This is a genomic window from Sphingobium cyanobacteriorum, assembly GCF_030580935.1.
GTDB lineage: Bacteria > Pseudomonadota > Alphaproteobacteria > Sphingomonadales > Sphingomonadaceae > Sphingobium > Sphingobium cyanobacteriorum.
Genome location: NZ_JAUQOM010000015.1, coordinates 46,372 through 63,185, shown reverse-complemented (window position 1 = coordinate 63,185; position 16,814 = coordinate 46,372). Strand labels below are relative to the sequence as shown.

Annotated in this window: 17 protein-coding genes; 8 read left to right on the top strand and 9 right to left on the bottom strand. The window is 55.1% G+C overall.

Going from position 1 to position 16,814, the window contains the following annotated elements:
- Positions 1-324: 324 nt before the first annotated feature.
- The 3 genes from Q4610_RS18855 (at position 325) to Q4610_RS18845 (ending at position 2,336) form a co-directional block, all read left to right on the top strand.
- Positions 325-813 (top strand): Ros/MucR family transcriptional regulator, encoded by a 489-nt coding sequence (locus Q4610_RS18855; RefSeq protein ID WP_304537416.1) that lies wholly within the window; start codon positions 325-327, stop codon positions 811-813.
- Between the two features lie 89 nt (positions 814-902).
- Entirely contained in the window at positions 903-1,115 is a 213-nt protein-coding gene (locus tag Q4610_RS18850; RefSeq protein ID WP_304537415.1) for a hypothetical protein, read from the top strand.
- 408 nt (positions 1,116-1,523) lie between these two features.
- Positions 1,524-2,336 (top strand): hypothetical protein, encoded by an 813-nt coding sequence (locus Q4610_RS18845; protein WP_304537414.1) that lies wholly within the window; start codon positions 1,524-1,526, stop codon positions 2,334-2,336.
- Here Q4610_RS18845 and Q4610_RS18840 read toward each other — a convergent pair.
- The 3 genes from Q4610_RS18840 to Q4610_RS18830 are packed head-to-tail and all read right to left on the bottom strand — an operon-like array spanning position 2,286 to position 4,392.
- Positions 2,286-3,476 (bottom strand): DUF4417 domain-containing protein, encoded by a 1,191-nt coding sequence (locus tag Q4610_RS18840; protein WP_304537413.1) that lies wholly within the window; start codon positions 3,474-3,476, stop codon positions 2,286-2,288. The genes Q4610_RS18845 and Q4610_RS18840 overlap by 51 nt on opposite strands.
- Complete coding sequence (locus Q4610_RS18835) at positions 3,473-3,823, bottom strand: hypothetical protein (RefSeq protein WP_304537412.1); 351 nt, start codon at positions 3,821-3,823, stop codon at positions 3,473-3,475. The genes Q4610_RS18840 and Q4610_RS18835 overlap by 4 nt, the downstream gene beginning before the upstream one ends.
- Complete coding sequence (locus Q4610_RS18830) at positions 3,823-4,392, bottom strand: hypothetical protein (protein WP_304537411.1); 570 nt, start codon at positions 4,390-4,392, stop codon at positions 3,823-3,825. Before Q4610_RS18830 ends, Q4610_RS18835 begins: the two co-directional genes overlap by 1 nt.
- A gap of 241 nt (positions 4,393-4,633) precedes the next feature.
- Here Q4610_RS18830 and Q4610_RS18825 point away from each other — a divergent pair, with 241 nt between their 5' ends.
- Both Q4610_RS18825 and Q4610_RS18820 read left to right on the top strand, forming a co-directional pair.
- On the top strand, positions 4,634-4,906 hold the full coding sequence (locus Q4610_RS18825; RefSeq protein ID WP_304537410.1) for a type II toxin-antitoxin system TacA family antitoxin: 273 nt from the start codon (positions 4,634-4,636) through the stop codon (positions 4,904-4,906).
- Positions 4,894-5,400, top strand: coding sequence for a GNAT family N-acetyltransferase (locus tag Q4610_RS18820; protein WP_304537409.1), 507 nt, complete (start codon positions 4,894-4,896; stop codon positions 5,398-5,400). The genes Q4610_RS18825 and Q4610_RS18820 overlap by 13 nt, the downstream gene beginning before the upstream one ends.
- 483 nt (positions 5,401-5,883) lie before the next feature.
- On the opposite strand, the gene Q4610_RS18815 is transcribed toward Q4610_RS18820, so the two are convergent.
- Together Q4610_RS18815 and Q4610_RS18810 are read right to left on the bottom strand one after the other, a co-directional pair.
- On the bottom strand, positions 5,884-6,213 hold the full coding sequence (locus Q4610_RS18815; protein ID WP_304537408.1) for a hypothetical protein: 330 nt from the start codon (positions 6,211-6,213) through the stop codon (positions 5,884-5,886).
- A 218-nt stretch (positions 6,214-6,431) separates the two neighbouring features.
- Positions 6,432-6,701, bottom strand: a complete 270-nt coding sequence (locus tag Q4610_RS18810; RefSeq protein ID WP_304537407.1) for an antirestriction protein ArdA — start codon at positions 6,699-6,701, stop codon at positions 6,432-6,434.
- Positions 6,702-7,218: 517 nt separating this feature from the next.
- Here Q4610_RS18810 and Q4610_RS18805 point away from each other — a divergent pair.
- Entirely contained in the window at positions 7,219-8,733 is a 1,515-nt protein-coding gene (locus tag Q4610_RS18805; protein WP_304537406.1) for a hypothetical protein, read from the top strand.
- Between the two features lie 32 nt (positions 8,734-8,765).
- On the top strand, positions 8,766-9,236 hold the full coding sequence (locus Q4610_RS18800; RefSeq protein WP_304537405.1) for a hypothetical protein: 471 nt from the start codon (positions 8,766-8,768) through the stop codon (positions 9,234-9,236).
- A 254-nt stretch (positions 9,237-9,490) separates the two neighbouring features.
- Here Q4610_RS18800 and Q4610_RS18795 read toward each other — a convergent pair whose 3' ends face one another.
- Complete coding sequence (locus Q4610_RS18795; RefSeq protein ID WP_304537404.1) at positions 9,491-11,200, bottom strand: retron Ec67 family RNA-directed DNA polymerase/endonuclease; 1,710 nt, start codon at positions 11,198-11,200, stop codon at positions 9,491-9,493.
- A 444-nt stretch (positions 11,201-11,644) separates the two neighbouring features.
- On the opposite strand from Q4610_RS18795, the gene Q4610_RS18790 reads away from it, so the two are divergent.
- Positions 11,645-12,526, top strand: a complete 882-nt coding sequence (locus tag Q4610_RS18790) for a MazG nucleotide pyrophosphohydrolase domain-containing protein (protein ID WP_304537403.1) — start codon at positions 11,645-11,647, stop codon at positions 12,524-12,526.
- Here Q4610_RS18790 and Q4610_RS18785 read toward each other — a convergent pair.
- The 3 genes from Q4610_RS18785 to Q4610_RS18775 are packed head-to-tail and all read right to left on the bottom strand — an operon-like array spanning position 12,513 to position 16,745.
- Positions 12,513-13,100: an adenine phosphoribosyltransferase gene (locus Q4610_RS18785; RefSeq protein WP_304537402.1), complete on the bottom strand. Its 588-nt coding sequence runs from the start codon at positions 13,098-13,100 to the stop codon at positions 12,513-12,515. The genes Q4610_RS18790 and Q4610_RS18785 overlap by 14 nt on opposite strands.
- Positions 13,100-13,714 carry a GTP cyclohydrolase II gene (locus Q4610_RS18780; protein WP_304537401.1) on the bottom strand — a complete coding sequence of 205 codons (615 nt, stop codon included), beginning with the start codon at positions 13,712-13,714 and terminating at the stop codon, positions 13,100-13,102. Before Q4610_RS18780 ends, Q4610_RS18785 begins: the two co-directional genes overlap by 1 nt.
- Positions 13,707-16,745, bottom strand: coding sequence for a WD40 repeat domain-containing protein (locus tag Q4610_RS18775; protein WP_304537400.1), 3,039 nt, complete (start codon positions 16,743-16,745; stop codon positions 13,707-13,709). The genes Q4610_RS18780 and Q4610_RS18775 overlap by 8 nt, the downstream gene beginning before the upstream one ends.
- Between the last annotated feature and the right edge of the window lie 69 nt (positions 16,746-16,814).

Sequence of the window (16,814 nt, the reverse complement as noted above, 5' to 3'; positions counted from 1 at the left end):
AAATTACACCAATGCCGGGGGGAGTGGCCCTCGGGCTACGCCCTCACGCCACTCCCCCCGGCATGTAACACGATGGCCTGGTTTTACGCCGCCGAATGGCCGACTTTTGCTCCGCCGTTGACATGTTTGGCAATTTCGACCGTGGTGCATTGGCAATTGGCTTCGCTGCGGGCTGCTGCCCTTTATTTTTCTACCGCTGATGGGCTCTCATCCTTCGCTATAACGCGAAGGTAACGATCTTTTTATCATCAGAATGACTGAGGGCTGGCACGCAATGTGCGTTTCTTTTATCGCGATCATATTGAAAAAAGGAACGCATCACTAATGACCGCTACCGACGCTGGGCAGGGCATGCTCATTACCCTAACCGCTGATATTGTCGCCGCGCATGTGACCAATAATTCGGTTTCTGTCGGCGATCTGCCGGGACTTATTGCCAACGTTCATGCAGCACTGGCCGGGCTGGGTACGGCGGAAGAGCCCGCCATGCCGGAGCCTGTACCCGCCGTTTCGATACGTGCATCCATCAAGCCCGAATATATCGTGTGTTTGGAAGACGGTAAAAAGCTCAAGATGCTCAAGCGGCATTTAATGACCCGCTACCAAATGACCCCAACCGATTACCGCGAGAAATGGAATCTACCTGCCGACTATCCCATGGTCGCCCCCAGATATGCCGAGCAACGCCGCACGCTGGCAAAGTCCATTGGCCTTGGCCGTAAGCGTACGCAACCCGTTCCCCCCGCCGCGGAGCCGATGGCACCGGTGAAGCAGCCTCGCGCGAAGCGGACCACCAAAGTGCCCGTCGAATAGGCGTATCCTGATCGGGCCAATACAATTCGTCCTATAAACTGCGGGCGACGATGCAGTGGTGATGTATCCGCCTGAATGAGGAGAACGCGATGTCCAAAACTGATGATATGATTGAGGAAATGGGCGCCGCGTTCCTGACGCCGGTCGTGGACGATTTTAAGGCGGTGGGGTTGCTACAAGCGCTCTACCGCCATTTGGAAGAGAGCAACGTCGACCTCACGGACGCGCAACGTAATCGCCTGGACCAGATACAATCCGAGTTTCGAGCCGGTCCCGGCATCTTCAAAGGCGACTTGCACTGATTTACGGCATTATCTAACCTGAGCAATCAGTGTCGTTGACCTGGGTAGCAAGGGGCCGCTTCGATCTTTATCCACGCGGGCCATGTCGCCCGCCGACCTTGCCGCGCATTTAGGATTGCGGCGGATGCCGCCGGATTTGCTGAGTTACAATGATGCAAGCTGGTTCGTTCGGCGCGACCAGACGATGCCTGGCGAGACGCGACGAAGGCTGCGAGATTACCAGCAATGAAAGACTTAGATGCATGCGTGATCATCGCCGGATACCGGAAACGCATAGCAGTTTGGGAAGCTCCAGCAAGTAAAGTGCAGGCCATAGGCAACGCGATTCAAACCAGCAAGGCGACTTTCGTGTTGCGGAATAGGTACTTTAAGGTGCAAGATTACCTATCATGAAATTGTGGATTGTTGATGGCATCTATCCAGGCTGATTTCGCAGTTGCAGATGATATCTTACTGGAAGCCGCTTCCAAGCGCCTGACTGGACGCGATTCTGTCTCAATTGAGCGGTCGGGCCGTATTGGTCCTTTGGTCGAAATCGCTATGGCGTCGGTTCAATTTGAGCAGCAATACCGTAGGGTTGCAGTCAACAGCAAATTTTCAGCAGATTTGACTGAGGCAATGCGCACTGGGAAGCCATTTGGGAACGGCTTCAAAGACTGCGCAGGCGCTTTTCCTCTGGGGTCCAACAATCCAATCATCGTGACGGCGGCGATCTGGGACCAGTGGACCGTCCATGCAGAAAACATCGCGAAGGCAAAAGGGCTGAATCCGCAGTTGATTGCAGCCCTCATGGGAGCGATGGTAGAAATACAGGACAATGTTTACGAGCACAGCGGTGCGCCACAAACAGGCGTGGTTGCCTATGCGGTGACGCCGGGATCGTTTGAGTTTGTTGTCGCCGACCGTGGAATCGGTGTGCTTCAAACCTTGCGCCAGAATCCGGCTTACGCTGACATTCCCGATGCGGGGGCAGCGCTGCAGGAGATGGTTAAGGACGGGGTATCCCGCTTCCCTGCGGAAACCGGCCATGGGAAAGGGTTTAACCAGCTATTTCGCGCGCTCGTCGGACAAAATGCCGAACTGCGCTTTCGCAGTGGCGATCATGCACTGACGATGCGGCCTACGGCAGATCCTCTGCGCGGTGAATCTGTGCTGGCGCAGGTGGCGTCGCTAAATGGCCTTGCGATTTCGGTGTTCTGCCGTAGCCAGACGGCGAACTGATTGCGCAAAGCGTTGGTCAGCGTGCAGGCGTTCCAGATAGGTGTGATGGCTGTGGAGCGTGGCGACGTTGTGTTGCAGCAGGCTGTCGATTGGTTCACCTTCGGCGGTGGGATGGCTTCGCCAAAGGAGTTTGCCTCCTTCCGTGAAATATGCCTGCTTCCGGCAGCGCGATTTGGTGAAGGCATCGGTATCAATCATCGTGACCGCAGCAAACGACTGCCGTAGGGGCTCCAGAACCCTGCCACCGCCGCGAAGCACCAAGCGAAGAGGGCGCGACACATTCGCTGCCAATTCGCCAAGCCGTGCGACGTGCCAATCGATGCGCGTGCCCCGGCCTGCGCCTGTGGCGAACTCGACCGCAAGAGCGCTGATTTCGGGTCGCGCTTCAATCAGTTCCGTCCAGCGTTCATAATCCCGCTCCGTACGAGCGTTGATATGCAGAGCCGTGGGAATGCCTGCCTGCGCCATTTCGACCCATACCAGCATGATCCGCTTCATCGCATGTAAATTGTCAGAACGTGGAACGCCGGTCAGCACACTAAAATTTGGAGGAGTGAGCAGGGTAATGTCCAGTGCACGCAATTGCGCCAGTAGGGCAGGGCGCTCAGGCGAGGCCCAATAACGCTCGATGCGCAAGTCACGGGCCACTCCCGAAACGACCAGTCGCGCCTGCGGATCGATTCCAAACTGCGCGGCCATTGCTTCGCGATCATTGAACTTCAACTTCCCTTTATCCGGGTCCACCAGTTTATGGAGGGGAATGGCGACGATAGGGAAGTTCAAGCTGCCGTGCCGAGCTGAATTATGCTCGATCAACGGCACCATGCTCGGCAGCGAAGCGATCGGAATTTCAGGTGCGCGCGGGGCCTTCATCAAGTCGAAAGTGCCGACTTCCCGGTATCGCGCCACATAGGTTGTGGGGTTGCCCCGGCAGACTAGATCGCAAGATGCCTTATCCGTACAACGGCAATAATCATTGCAATCAAAGAAGCTCGCGCCGCTATGTGCGCCGCCACAGATCGTCTTATCGACGCAGGTCCAGCAGCCCAGAGAAGAAGGCGAACGGCTAGCGTCGTCCCATAAGGATTGTGTATTAGGCAAACGCCGTAACGATGGATCGGGGGGCTGAGCTTCTTTCATCGGATGCTTACCTCTGCATTGTTTCCAAATAGACCGACGCGCTCGACAATGCCCAAGGCAATGCCGCCGCAATCGGTGATGGCACCGCGCATGTCAGACGGGATGCTGGAGATCGTTCCAATCTGTTGTTGGCCGCTGCATATAATCGCGGTTTGCCCATTGGATTGGACGATCAACTGGTCGCCAATCTTGAGTTGGGTTCCGCACTGGATATCGGCGGTGACGGTCCGTTGCTGGGAGGCAAACTGCACGTCGAACAGACCCGGCAGTTTCAAGCGGTCTAAACCCTTGTCCCAGCGTTTGCGCCAGGGCTTGCCCGATTGTTCACGAATGAAATCGACCCCCATTATACAGCCTCCATCACGGGCGAGAACATTTTGGTCTTTCCGCTTTTTGTTTCCATGAGCATGCCTTTGGCCGCGAGAGTGGCGAGGCGGTTATTCCATGCGGTGGTTCCAATGCCTTCCTCGGGGCGCAGCTTGGCAAGCTCCGGCGCTGAAATTGGGCAATGCTGCGCGATCAGTTTCAGGGTATTTATCTGCGCCGCGTCGAGTTCACCGAGAATATGGGGATCAGAAGCATCACCGGCGTCGCTCAAGGCGCAGGCCCAAATCGCGTCGTTCCGATCTTTCAGGTAGACGGTTAGTTCCTCTTGGATGGTCGCGTTAGCGTTTGCCACTACCGGATACAGGGTGCCGATGGCATTCCGGCTGAAGTCACGAAAGCCCAGAACGGCCTCACGCAGAAAGGAACCGGTGGCGATGTCTACTCCACTGAAATCGAGATACGCGATGGCTGGCTGGGGAACAGGCTTGGTTTCAGCAATAAGCTGAGCAAGCATCTGCCGCCCCATGGCGGTGCCTGCCAACGTCACCCTGTTAGCGGCGATAGAAAGAACGTGGTACCGAATCATCATAATCCTCATTTATGAAAGTGAGAATAATGAATTGCGTAGACGGGTCAAGGCCGATCCGTAAAAATCTCCGACTGCTGTGGATAACCCGATGCTTCTGGGAGTAGGCGCAAGGGCAACGGCGGGCCGCCGGAACGAAGTATGAGCTATAAACCCGGCATTTATAACTCATGCCGTCCCTCCAAGAACGTCGATTGACGGCGTCTCTGATGTATGCTAATGTCATACAGGAAATGAGGTTGTTATGGCTGGTTCATCGCCTGCTGTTTTGAGTGTCCGGGTCAGCCCGGCGGAACGCGCGCTGCTGGAAACAGCGGCGGATCACGCGCGTACGAATCTGAGCGATTTCATTCGCCGTAAGGCGCTGGAAGCGGCAGAACAGGATGTACTCGATCATCGGGTGGTGACGATCCCGGCTGATGATTGGGACAGGTTCGAGGACTGGGTCAAGGCTCCTGCCAAGGAAGTCGCGGCGCTGCGCAAACTCTCTGCGACGCGCCCGGCATGGCAGGACTGACACCACCACGCCCGCTCACTGCCGACGATAACCGCGAGGTATTTGATTGCGGGCGGGAGTCCCTCAATCAATGGTTCCGCCGCCATGCCTGGCGCAATCAGGAAGCGGGCGTGTCGCGCACCACCATCGTCTGCGATCCCGTCACCGGCCATATCGTCGGCTATGTCAGCCTATCGGCGGCACAGATCGAACGCGCCTTCCTCGCCAAAGCCGACCAGCGCAACCGCCCCGATCCCATTCCCGCCATTCTTCTCGGCCAACTTGCCGTGGATCGCCATTATCAGGGTAAAGGCCATGCCCGTTCCCTGATGTTCTTCGCCCTCACCACAGCAGTGCGCCTGTCCCAGGACATCGGCTGCTTCTGCGTCCTCACCCACCCGTTGGATGGCGACGTGCGCAAATTCTATCGCGGCTTCGGGTTTGAGGAGGTGCCGTTTGACCCCGCTCGCAGCATGGCGGTGCGGATGGTCGATCTTGTCAAAAACGGGTTTTGACAAGCGCCTTCGCGGGAACAGTCTGCACGACTGCAAGTAAGAATTTTGGCAAAACGCGTTTTGCGTTGCACTGGGGGCGGCGCCCCAGCCCTTGCGGTAGTAGCCGTTTGGCGGCTGTCAACAAAGTTTGAGTAAGCGCCTTGAGCCGCATAATGCCCGGCCCATATAGGTGCCGACAGAGGAGGACACAATGGGCGGCAGCAAGCGATTGTTAGACGAGCAGACGCCGGGAGTTTGCGGCGAGTGCGGAGCGGACATGGAATGGGATGATGGTCAATTAGTATGTTCCGCCGATTGCCCCAACGTCCAGATGGATCGGCATGATCGGATGGCTAATAATCGGGAGCTTCGCAGGGCAGGCTGGGACGCGTACCACGACGGGGAACCGGTCGAGAGCGCTCCGAGCGGACTAGCCGGTGAGGCCTGGGTTCGAGGATGGATGACGGCAGAGCGAGGGCAACCCGATGATTTTTGACGGGATACTCAGCCCGCCATAAATCTCGCCAGCGCGGGATGGAACGGCGTGATCACGCCCTGGTGATCGGCGATCAGGCCCATGAATTTCTGATAGGCCGCGACGAAACGGCCGGTGCCTTTAGCCTTTTCCATTTCTTTGACGGCTTCGACGAGAATGGCCTTTACGCGCAGCGGGACGAGCGCTGAAACCCTGCCTTCCGGTGAGGACGGGTATACAAACGGAGGGGTGGCGGCGCGGGGAACCGGCTGCACGAAATGCGAAGCTTGGAGGAAGCTGGGCGGCAGCCAATCCGTAACTACCCACCCCCTTGCCAATGCGGCCGGCGTGTGATTCATCCTATCTGTGAATCGCGATGAACTCGAGGGGCTTACGAAGCGGGAGTTGGTAAGCTGGTTCTACGCCTGCAGCGTCCTGACAAGACCTCGCGGACATCGTCGAAACCACCGTCGACCGATCGAAAGGCGAAGCGAGATGGGTCGCGTCCCGGGGGTGCCAAGGCAGGGCACAAGGGGCATGCCCGCGATTTGTCCGAAGCGCCGGACCTGGTTGAAGATCACCGTCCCACGCAATGCCGCCATTGCGGCCTGCCGTTTGCTGAGGATGAAGCGGGCGCGTTGATCGGCGAATACGACGAAATCGATCTTCCCGAAGTGAAGCCTATCTTCAAACGCCATCGCAGGCTGGCCCGCACCTCATCCCACAGCGCCCATGGCTCCTGCGCGGCGTCGATCCACGTCCCATGCAGGATGCCGTTATTGTAGGCCGCGAGGCAGGCCACATAGATGCGGGGTTGTTCGTTTTGATGGGTGATAGTTACTCCCATGGCTTTCTCCGTTGGGTTTGGGTTTCAGTGCTGACCTGAAACCCTGCCCATGCGGCGAGCATCGGGGGACAAGCGGAGCAAGCGCCTTCGCGGGGAACCGGCTGCACGCAGCGTAGCGAAGGAAGCTGGGCGGAAGGCGCTTCGCAGCGCGCTAGGGGCAGCGCCCCAGCCCTTGCGTTAGTGATCGTCACCTTCGGCGGAAACGCCCATGGCGGTTCCGGGCGCGCAGCGCCTAGAGCGCGAGCCGCAAGGCAACGCCATGTTCCATATCAAGAAGTGACTGAAGCTTTGCTGCTCGAATGCAGAAGAAATCTTCAAAATCATTTCGGATATGATCTGGTCTTTATCCGACGAGTAAATCGATCATAATGAAAGGCATCGAGGTGAGTCGCGTTGCCGCTCGAACAGCAAGGGCTGTCGATCGGAAATTGTCGTTCGATCAAGTCTAGTCGCATCGAATGGCATCGCGATAGGGATGCAAGCCTTGCGTCCCCCGCGCTGAACATGGGGGCATGTGATGGCATTGAGCGATTTCGTCCAGAAGCCAATCCAGGTGACAGATGGCGAGCATAAGAGCGAAGGTGAGACAGAGATCGTCGCGCAAGCGCTCGATCCAGTTGCCAAGCCCTGGCTGAGCTTGGGATTGCTGCCGACTTTTGGCACCTTCCTTTTACTCGCCGGATGCAGTCTCCATGGACCGCTCGGGCTTGATGACAAGAGCGCAGTCCGCACGTCGGCCTATTCCGCCAACAAGGTGCTGTTCCTCAATCCGACCACTATGAGCAAACCCGCGCAGCCGGGGGTAAAGGACGAATTGCGCTATGCGGAGCTGTTGGAGGCCCATCAGGTAGCCGCCGATATCCAGGCGGGTCGCACGAGTAAGCGCAGGTCGGTTCTGAACCGACAGCCGGTGAGTATCGTAATCAATCGAGCCTATGTTCCCGCCACTCTACGGCAATGCGCCAAACGGCTCTCCGACATATTTGGCAAACGCCGGGACATAGCGGTGCTTCTGGAGACATCGACGGCCAACGACAAGCAGGAATCAATCGCGGTCTGGTATCAGCAAGGCGTGATGATCGATGGCAAGTCAGCCGCCTCGACTGACAGCGCCGGGGTAATTGGCGGCCCTCAGCCTGATGGCACACTGAATTTTCAGGACCTTTTAGTGTTTAGCGAGGATTCTTGGAACTCCAACTTCCCGCCTTATTTCCGGATGCGACTCATCGACGTCTCTGCCGAACGCAACACCGGTGTTGGAGCGCTTCTTGACCAGATTGAAGGATCGACAAAGGCCATCACGGGCCTGATTGGCGTCCCGGATTCGCCTTTAATCGGCATCGCCAAGCTGGCAGCCAAGCAGATACTGGGCAATGAAGAGAATATCCCGATCCTGGATTTCACTTTCCAGCTTTACGGTTCGAGCATGCTTGACGAGGCGGGGGGCGTGCCGCTTGGCGTCCTCCAGACAGGCGGCGTTGTCGTTACGGCGCCTCCTTGCGGAAGCGACAACAGCTATTGGGATGAGAAGCTCAAGTTCGACTATACCCTCAACCGGATCGAGGACATAACCGGCGAGGTCCGGGAGCAACCCTATATATTTGCGACGATCTTGACGTCGGACCTTGCGGTTCCCAGCATCGTGCGAACACGCTCTGATGCAATCATGAAGCGGCTGACTGATCCAAAGGTGACCGGTGACGAGTTGCTGGTAGCCCAGGCTGATGCGGCGAAACTGACATCGGCGTTGTCGGTCCTGGCGACCCGAGAGGCCTTTCGCCGACGGCCGAACAAAGCGAGCTTCGCCAAGCTGGTGGGCGATGCTTCGGCAAAGCAGATCGATGAATCGGAGAAGGGCTTCTACCTCGACACCTTCTATCGAGCGACCCAGCGCAATCTTCCGGATTTCGCCGCTTATGGCAGTTGGGTGCTCAACTGCTCGGCCGCTGCGGAGTTCGATGCCGAAGCGGGTTATTTCAAGAAGGACAAGTCGGTGAACGGAGTTGATGGGCAGCCATGCTGGCTCGATTGATGATACGCCCCTGGCAAGAGTCGGCATGCGTCATGAGCCTCACCGCCGCGGCTCTGCTATGCCTCGGCGGCTGCTCTTCTTCTCCCGAACCGATGAGTGTGCATGTCATGGCACCAGAAAGCAGCTATGGTCTCTACAGCACCACGATGATCCAGCTCACCAAGCTGTCGGTGGGGAAAGATGTCGATGAGTTTTGGGACGAATTTTCGCAAAAGGCGCTAACCTCGAACATCTCTGGCAACAGCGTCAGGATAGAGCGTTTGTCGCCCACGGTCGTTCGCATCGAGCGCACAAACGACTTTGGGACGCATATAGCAGTTCATTTCGCGATCTTCGACAAGACGTCGCCAGCGGGTCGGCAAATTCGGCTGCAGCCTCTTTCGGCCTGGCTTGTTGATCAGATCGGCACTGGTCAGTCCGAGTTGATGCTCGCAACCAATGCGCGCGAAACGGTCGAGGCATTGCGTGGAGAGTTGCCTCAGCTTGCCTACGGTGTGAATTGAGGCATACCAGTCCCGAACGCGGTCGTGGCGAGCAGTGATGGGCTATCAGTAACGCTCAAGTTTGCCGATGCTGTCGGTGAGATTTTAACAGCCGCGCCGGTAAGGGATTTGCCTCCACTTCCATTCCGATATTACATCTAAACAGTCAGCAAAAACGGCGGGTACTTCGGCCATTGCATTTGACAAAGCCTATCGGCCTAGCGGGAAACAAAGTTTTGCAAGTTGGCGGGGCCTAGAAACATGAAGCGTACAAATCACTTCGCCATGTGATGATTTTGCGCAGCTACGATTCGGTCGAGCAAAAATGCAAATCCGCTGAAATCAATGTCGGCCGCGTTTGGCCGCACAACTTTATCAGCGAAGTCAGCTTTGCCATATTCGCCCTGGGCACCGTGTTTTTTATTTGGATTAAAGACTTTGCCATTTAACTCTTTGTTGAGCCAATCTACCGGAAAAAGACCTTCGATGCACGTATCCGTATCGCCCGATTCCGGCGTTTTAACGACATAGAGGTTATCGGTCAGATGGTAATATGGGGCTGTGGTCTGCTTGGATATGGTGACACCGAAACATTTTTTGATGGTGCTGACGATATGTTGCAGCCCGTCATCGTTATCCAACACCAGAATGACCGGAAATGCCATGGGCCGATGCTGGATTTTTGGCAGGAGGCGATAATAGTCGAGGATGATAGATTTTAGGTCGCCTGACCCGCCGCCGATATCCATTATTTCGTGAATATGGTTGGAGTAGCGGAACAATCGAACCGCAAGCTCAAACCGACCTTCTACAAATCCTCCCATGCCAGGATGGTATTGCGGCAAATGTTTGATGGCTTCGCGTAAATAGACGTTATCTGTTTTACCCTCGCCAACGATCAAGGGGCGATCGGGTGCAACGAAATATCGGTAGAAGAGAAAGCTGCGGAACAGTTTTCTTGTCGCATCTGGGTCATCGCGTTGCTCTTTTTCCGACCGTCGATCAGTAGACCGTTTCACATGAAAGATATGCCCGATAATACCGAGCAGTGGGTTGGTCGTCGTCGTCCAGTCCGGCTGTGCCTTGTCCTGCCCATCCTCAAGCGGCAAAAGCTTTGTGTGATATCTGCCTGTGCTTAGCAGGGTCCGACACATCGCCTTGGCGTTACGAAAATATTCCGCGCTAACATTGACCTTAGCATTGACCACTAACCCCGTGACCGTCTGGCGGCTGCCCCGGCAATGCATGCGCGATTTTCCGGGATTGGCGGTGAAATCGGCTTCCTTTAGCCGTTCTGCCAGACCTTCGCCAATGACCCAAATACCGCTCTCGGCGGGTTCCTCAACGGCGACTGCCGTGGGAAATGCCTTCTGGCTTGTCGAAAATGTGATGTCGTCAGCATACCGGCTGTATGTAACTTTATGCTTTTTCGCGAAACGAACGAGCCGCATATCCAAAATCTGAGCGACCAAATCCGAAATAATGGGCGAACAGGGGCTACCTTGTGGCAGCGCGGTGCCATCGCACGCGATCTGTGCAATCAGCGTTGCGATTTTTTCGTTAAGGGCAAAGCTCTTGTCTTTGAGGAAAAATCCCCGAACTCTTCCAAAGTGAAATGTTGGAAAGTAATCTTCAAGATCGATATTAAATACAAACCGACGACGCTTATGCTCTTTGGCATTGGTGATGATAGAATGGCCTCGCCGAAAGCCATGAGAAACGGAATTGCGGAACCCTTCCTTCTCAATTTCATCGCGGCATGCATACAAAAGATTTGCCAAATGGCTTTGCAGCTTTTTCAACTCAGGCGTCGGCGCTTTTATTATGCGGTCCGTACCGTCCTTTTTCTTGATGGGGAATGTCGTGTACTTTGCTTCCATTGGAAGCTGGTAAAGGACGTATGCAAGGCCTTTTGCAGAATACCCCAGCAACGCCGCAAATTCATGTAACGTCGTTGCCTCTTTCAGCTTCGCCAGTACCGACACATATCCCCCACCTAATACAGGGGCTTGCAGGCACTCCTACGCGAACGGTCCGCATTCATCATGCATAATGCATGGACCGCAATAAGTGTCATAAGGAGCACAAGTGCCCTCGTAACATTGGATCATATGCCTCGAAACCGGGCAACAATTCTGCCTGCAAGCCTTGCGACAACTATGCATGACGCCGCTAGGCGGTCAAGCAGCTTGGGGGGGAGGGCGGTGAGACTACAGGCTCGGGACGCGATTAGCGCCGAGGGCGCGGGCAGGAGGCAACGTCGCCCAATTCAAGAAATGGTATTTTGTGAAGGGCAAAAGGAGCTTACCACGCTTGACGCAGCATCGCTGGGTAGGCTGCCGCACTGCTGCACATAAACTGACAACTAAAGTCATGTGTCTTAGTGAAGCAATATAGTAGGGATATATAATGCTCGAATATTCGATCAAATGAAAATTGGTAGCGTACAGCGAGAGGTGGACGCAGCCATCCGGTCGATGGGTGGGTATTGGGTTGCTCTAGCAAGTCTAGCTCGCATTTCGGAGGAACTGGGCGAGCTTGCCGCAGCGATAGACGGTGGCTACAAGCCACAAATTGAGCGCGAAGCTGCTGACGTGGTCGTTGCGAGCGTCGCTCTCGCCAATCAGTATGCACTCGACTTAAGTTGGACTGAGTCGGTCAGTTTTGCCGAATGCGACCCTTTGCGCGGCGCTTTGATTAACGTGGGACAGATTTCCAGGGCCACCAATCGGTTCGAGGGGAGCAAGCCCCCTAAGCCAGGAGAGAGGGGCGTGTCATTGGCTGCCGAGTTTGTCTCCCTATTCCATTTTCTGGCACAAATAGTCGGTTGCTCTACCACCAAGCTATTCGAGATGGCGGTAGATGGGGTGCGAAGCAACGCATTGCGCGACGCCAAGCGCTTTGAGGGCCGGATCGACACCGTAACTTCACCTGTTCGCGACACATTTGTCGCATTCGCTCTAGCCGAAGGCGAGCTGGTCGGGCCACAAATTGGTGTTTGGGGAGAAACGGCGCAAATGGATGCGGGAAGTCGGAAGGATCAGTTTGCCCGATTTCTCCGCGTTGACGCTGTAGCGCCACTTGCGGCTTTCGTATTTGAGTGCGAAGCGTTTGAAGGAGCAAAAGCCCAGGATTTTGACGCGCTTGGTCGCACTATCAACAGCGAGTTTGGTAAGGCGGATTTTAGGAATAATCCGATCTCGGTGCTGCGGGGAAGCAGCGCTGATAAGTGCTTCATTGTTATAGCAGGCGGCCGCAAGCTGCCCCGTCTAAGAAATGACTTGGCGCTTGGGATCCTCAATACTCAATGATGCTTGTAATCTCAATGCCAGTCAAATTGGCGCGACCACCGAGCGCGCTCAGTTCAATCACAACAGCCGCGCCCACGATTTCGGCTTCCGTTTTTGCTACCAATTTTCGACAAGAATCAATTGATCCGCCTTTGGCTAGCAGGTCATCAACGACGACAATTCTTGAACCTGACCTGAGAACACCTTCTGCCAGTTCAAATTCATATGGCTTTTGGTAGGTGTTGAAGCCACTTTTGAGCGCATCGCTAGATTGAATGATCCCGTCACCGTCCGCTATGAATCCTTTGGCATTGATTGTCCTAGGCGGCAGCTTTCCCGGCTTGCGCACAGGAACCAGCCCCGCTTGCAGACGCAGCGCAACAGCTCCCGCAAAATAGAATCCTCGTGCTTCCAAAGCCATTACATGGGTAACCCCTCGCTCAAGGAATGGACGAGCAAGCGCATCAATAATAAATGCAAACAACTCAGGGTTACTGATAACATGGGTTACATCAAGGAAACGCACTCCCTTTGACGGAAAATCATCGACATGCCTTACGAATGATCGCAGCCGTGCAAGGTCGACTGGCCTCATCACAAGTCTGCAGGAAGCAGGTGGCCCAACTCGTCACGCTTGCTACGCAGATAGCGGCGACATTCATCGGTCGGATTGTCAACCACGTGCGCGATCCGCTTCGCCTCGATTCCAAAATCTTCCAGCCCTTCAACCTTCTTTGGATTGTTAGTCAGAAGGCAAATGGAATGATTGCCAACCAAATCCTTGATGATTGCGGCGGCAGTCCCATACGAGCGCTTGTCGAATTCCAGATTGAGGGCGCGAAAAGCGTCAGGCATACTAAGGCCTAGATTTGCCTCCTTTTCCACGGCTCGAAGCTTCGTTTCGACGCCGTGTCCGCGTCCCTCTTGGTCGCTCAAATAAATGAGCAAGAACGCCTCGGCGGTCGCTGCCGCCTGAAGCGCTTGCGATAGTTGCGCGCCGCAATCGCAGCTATTCACTCCAAAGGACTCACCAAACAGACACGGCGACTGGATGCGGACATGAACATCATCTTGGCAAACATTCCCCTTCGCCAAAGCAAACAAGACGACCCCGTCATGCTTGTAGGAATGAAGTACGGCTGAAAATCCCAATGCGGTGGGACGGGAGAAGCTCTCAAGTTTTTCGAGGTAAGGGAGCTTTTTACTCATCACGTTCTCCGCCAGCTTCAAGAGCCCCCAAGGCGCATAGACGGCCCCTTTCAATTTCAGTGATGCCTGTCAGGCCATCTATTTGCAATCCATCATATGGAGCACGTGCTCTCATTGCTGGAACCTTTTCGGACAGGTATTCGAGGTGCCAAAGACGCACAGTCTGGTCGTCGCTAACAGAGGCAATGGTTTGACCATCAGGGGAAACTGCTACCTGCTCGACCCAATCGTCATGTGCTTTTTCTAGTGCAAGAACAGTTAGCGTCTGGGAGCTGATGACGGCAATTTTGCCGTCCGCCATTCCTGCGACCAATTTGTCGCCCCTGGGTGTCACGCCCACACTGAGGACTGGTTTGTCAGACAGGCTCACATACCTGATGGTGTCGGCATCTCTATCCCAAGCCGCAACTAACCCCGCATCCGTGCCCCAATAAATATGCCCTCCATCTGGCGAAAACCGGACGCTGGTGACCGGCGAAGTTTCTGATTTCCTAGCCACACAGCGCCAAGCATCGTCGGCTTCTTGCCACACCAAGATTTGATTGTCCTCGCCGACTGAACATAGCAATCCACCGTCTGGACTAAATGCCAAATCTCGAATGCGTCGGGTATGTCCTTCGTCGTGGCCAAGCGTGAACAGTGAGTTTGACTGCTTAATCGACCAAATTTTAATTCTCGAATCCGAACCGCCGCTAGCTATCAAGGGGGTCGGCCCGTCGCGCGTCGCGACAGCGAAAACACGATACTCGTGTTCGCTGCCTGTCCAAAATGGCAATCGGTTGCCCATCCGCCATGCACGAACGCCCCCGTCTTCTGCGCCTGTCACCAATATCTGATCATTTTGAAAAAATGCCAGCGACCATATTCGCCCCCTGTGACCTTCGATTAAAAATGGGGGAGCTTCTTTCCCGGTCTCAGAATCCCAGATGCGCACCACACCGTCGTCGTGTGCGGTCGCGATCAGACGCTTCACAAAGGCAACGGCTCGCGCCTCGGCAGAGTACCCACTGAACGAGCGCACCAAAGCTGAATCTGAATGCTCTTCATTGAATCGCCAAACCATAACGGTTTGATCATCGCCGCCACTGACGAGTGATGCCCCGTCGCTTGAAGATGCAAGCGAACGGATAAGACTGGCATGCGCTTGCCACTTGTAATAAGGTTTCTCGTATGGCGGCTTCCAAATAGAAATCCAACCATCATCCGTACCCGCTGCGAACATTTCGTTGCTTTCGCCAATAAAGCAGGAAGCCTTAGTCGGCTGATCGTAATTCAGGCGTATTTCTTTCACAATAGAATGCGAATCCGCATGCCAGATGCATATTTTTCCATCGTCGCCTGCCGAAATTGCATGCGTACTATCAGTTGAAAATCGAACAACCCGAACCTCTTTCAAGTGGGGAGTAATACAATGGCGAGAGCTCGGATTATCGAAATCATATAGCACAACCTCGCCACCGTTTGCGCCAGAAATCAGGAAGCGCCCATTGGCTGACAGTGCCAACGTCGTCGTCCGGTCACGATGACGATATAGCTCCGCAGGCCTTGCCTGCTCGCCATATCTTCTGCTCCACTGCAAAACTCGCCTATCTTCACTACAGGATATGAGTGAGCCGTCAGGCCTAAACGCCAACGCGCGAACGCGGCTCTGATGGCCGGTGAGGCGGTCAACAAGCTTCCCATCTCTTCGCCAAATTCGAATCTCTCCGTCGCCACCGGCGCTTGCCAACTCCTGCCCATCGGCACTCACTGCGAATCCAAAACTCCAGCCGAAATGAGCGTCCTGCCTCCCGCCGTAAGTCTCAATGCTGCCCGCTGTTACAACCGACCACGTGCGGACAATCCCCGACGCGGAACTCGCGAGCACTTCCCTATCGTCGTCTCGGAAGCCTACCTGCCAGATTGAACCAAAAATATCGGCCAGCACGCAGTATTCGAGGTGGGCGTTGCTCAGGTCTGTTCCGCGAAGCTCGCTGTGGCGCAAAAAGGCATGCTTGATATGCAACCCGCTCAAATCCATGCCCGAAAGCCTGTGCCGATCACAAGCGAGCAGGTTGACAAGATTTCCTGCAAGAAAGGTATCGCGATACTCACCTTGACGGGCGGTTTTCAGCATTTCCTCGGCTCGCCTAGCAATCTCCGATCCGCTCATCCCGCGCGCTACCAATATAGCGACTAACCGGTAAACGACGCTCTCCAAACGCCGTTGAAGCGCGTCCTCGGGTTCACGCGTATCGAGAAGTGGAACCTTGGCAAGCATATCGGGGACGCGAACTTGAAAATCATCGGCGAGTGACTGGCACAACGCTTCTCGCAGGGTCGTAACGGCACCGCTTGGCGTCAAAAGCGATCCGTTGCGCTGGACCAGATACTTTTTAGTCAGCGACGCAGCGCAATTGACCCCGTCCAGCCCCAGAAGCCCCCTGAGTCGATTTTCATCGAGTGGCGTTGAGGTTGCAGCAATAGCGAAAAGTGCCGCTTTCTCATTGACCGATAGTTTTTCGATCTCAGCGTTCAGAGCAGATTGGGGCAGGCTAGTCTGATCGCCTGCTTCACTAAGGTTCTGCAGAACAGGAGGCAACTCAAGTTTCTTGGTTGATGTGTTTCCGCGAAGGCTGCTCCCATCACCGGTGCCGGTCTCTGTGAGCACCCCCTCTGTGTCACCCTTGTAAACGCGCTCACAATAGCGCAGCGATTCCCAGAACCCTTCAATCTCCTCGGTAAATTGCTCAGGATTTGGACCAAAAATGGTGCTGATCACTGCTTTCATATTGCTCAGCGATGGCAATGAGACCCGCCTCAGCCATCGCCGGACAGCTGAAGCTGAGACGCCAATTTCGGGGCCAAAACTCTCAGGAAACCAGACGAATTTTTTCATTGGTCGACCAAGATATGAAACGTTGTCTCCGCGAGTTAGGGAGTTTTTCGTTGGCGTATATGGCGGATTATCAAAATACTTTTGCAGTTTGTCGCGGAAAGCCGAATGATACTTAGGCATGTTATTATTATGAGATTTGTCAGCTTTTCCCATTCTTCAAGGTTCCAAACTGTTCTGAAATAGCAACACGCGGATTAATCCATCGTTGTTGCGCCACCAAAA

Excerpts from the sequence above, each read along its gene's own strand:
- Q4610_RS18805 (WP_304537406.1), top strand. The coding sequence starts at position 7,219 with ATGGCATTGAGCGATTTCGTCCAGAAGCCAATCCAGGTGACAGATGGC.
- Q4610_RS18775 (WP_304537400.1), bottom strand. The coding sequence starts at position 16,745 with ATGGGAAAAGCTGACAAATCTCATAATAATAACATGCCTAAGTATCAT.
- Q4610_RS18790 (WP_304537403.1), top strand. The coding sequence starts at position 11,645 with ATGAAAATTGGTAGCGTACAGCGAGAGGTGGACGCAGCCATCCGGTCG.
- Q4610_RS18855 (WP_304537416.1), top strand. The coding sequence starts at position 325 with ATGACCGCTACCGACGCTGGGCAGGGCATGCTCATTACCCTAACCGCT.
- Q4610_RS18830 (WP_304537411.1), bottom strand. The coding sequence starts at position 4,392 with ATGATGATTCGGTACCACGTTCTTTCTATCGCCGCTAACAGGGTGACG.
- Q4610_RS18815 (WP_304537408.1), bottom strand. The coding sequence starts at position 6,213 with ATGAATCACACGCCGGCCGCATTGGCAAGGGGGTGGGTAGTTACGGAT.
- Q4610_RS18780 (WP_304537401.1), bottom strand. The coding sequence starts at position 13,714 with ATGAGTAAAAAGCTCCCTTACCTCGAAAAACTTGAGAGCTTCTCCCGT.
- Q4610_RS18840 (WP_304537413.1), bottom strand. The coding sequence starts at position 3,476 with ATGAAAGAAGCTCAGCCCCCCGATCCATCGTTACGGCGTTTGCCTAAT.
- Q4610_RS18845 (WP_304537414.1), top strand. The coding sequence starts at position 1,524 with ATGGCATCTATCCAGGCTGATTTCGCAGTTGCAGATGATATCTTACTG.
- Q4610_RS18850 (WP_304537415.1), top strand. The coding sequence starts at position 903 with ATGTCCAAAACTGATGATATGATTGAGGAAATGGGCGCCGCGTTCCTG.
- Q4610_RS18810 (WP_304537407.1), bottom strand. The coding sequence starts at position 6,701 with ATGGGAGTAACTATCACCCATCAAAACGAACAACCCCGCATCTATGTG.
- Q4610_RS18825 (WP_304537410.1), top strand. The coding sequence starts at position 4,634 with ATGGCTGGTTCATCGCCTGCTGTTTTGAGTGTCCGGGTCAGCCCGGCG.
- Q4610_RS18785 (WP_304537402.1), bottom strand. The coding sequence starts at position 13,100 with ATGAGGCCAGTCGACCTTGCACGGCTGCGATCATTCGTAAGGCATGTC.
- Q4610_RS18800 (WP_304537405.1), top strand. The coding sequence starts at position 8,766 with ATGAGCCTCACCGCCGCGGCTCTGCTATGCCTCGGCGGCTGCTCTTCT.
- Q4610_RS18835 (WP_304537412.1), bottom strand. The coding sequence starts at position 3,823 with ATGGGGGTCGATTTCATTCGTGAACAATCGGGCAAGCCCTGGCGCAAA.
- Q4610_RS18820 (WP_304537409.1), top strand. The coding sequence starts at position 4,894 with ATGGCAGGACTGACACCACCACGCCCGCTCACTGCCGACGATAACCGC.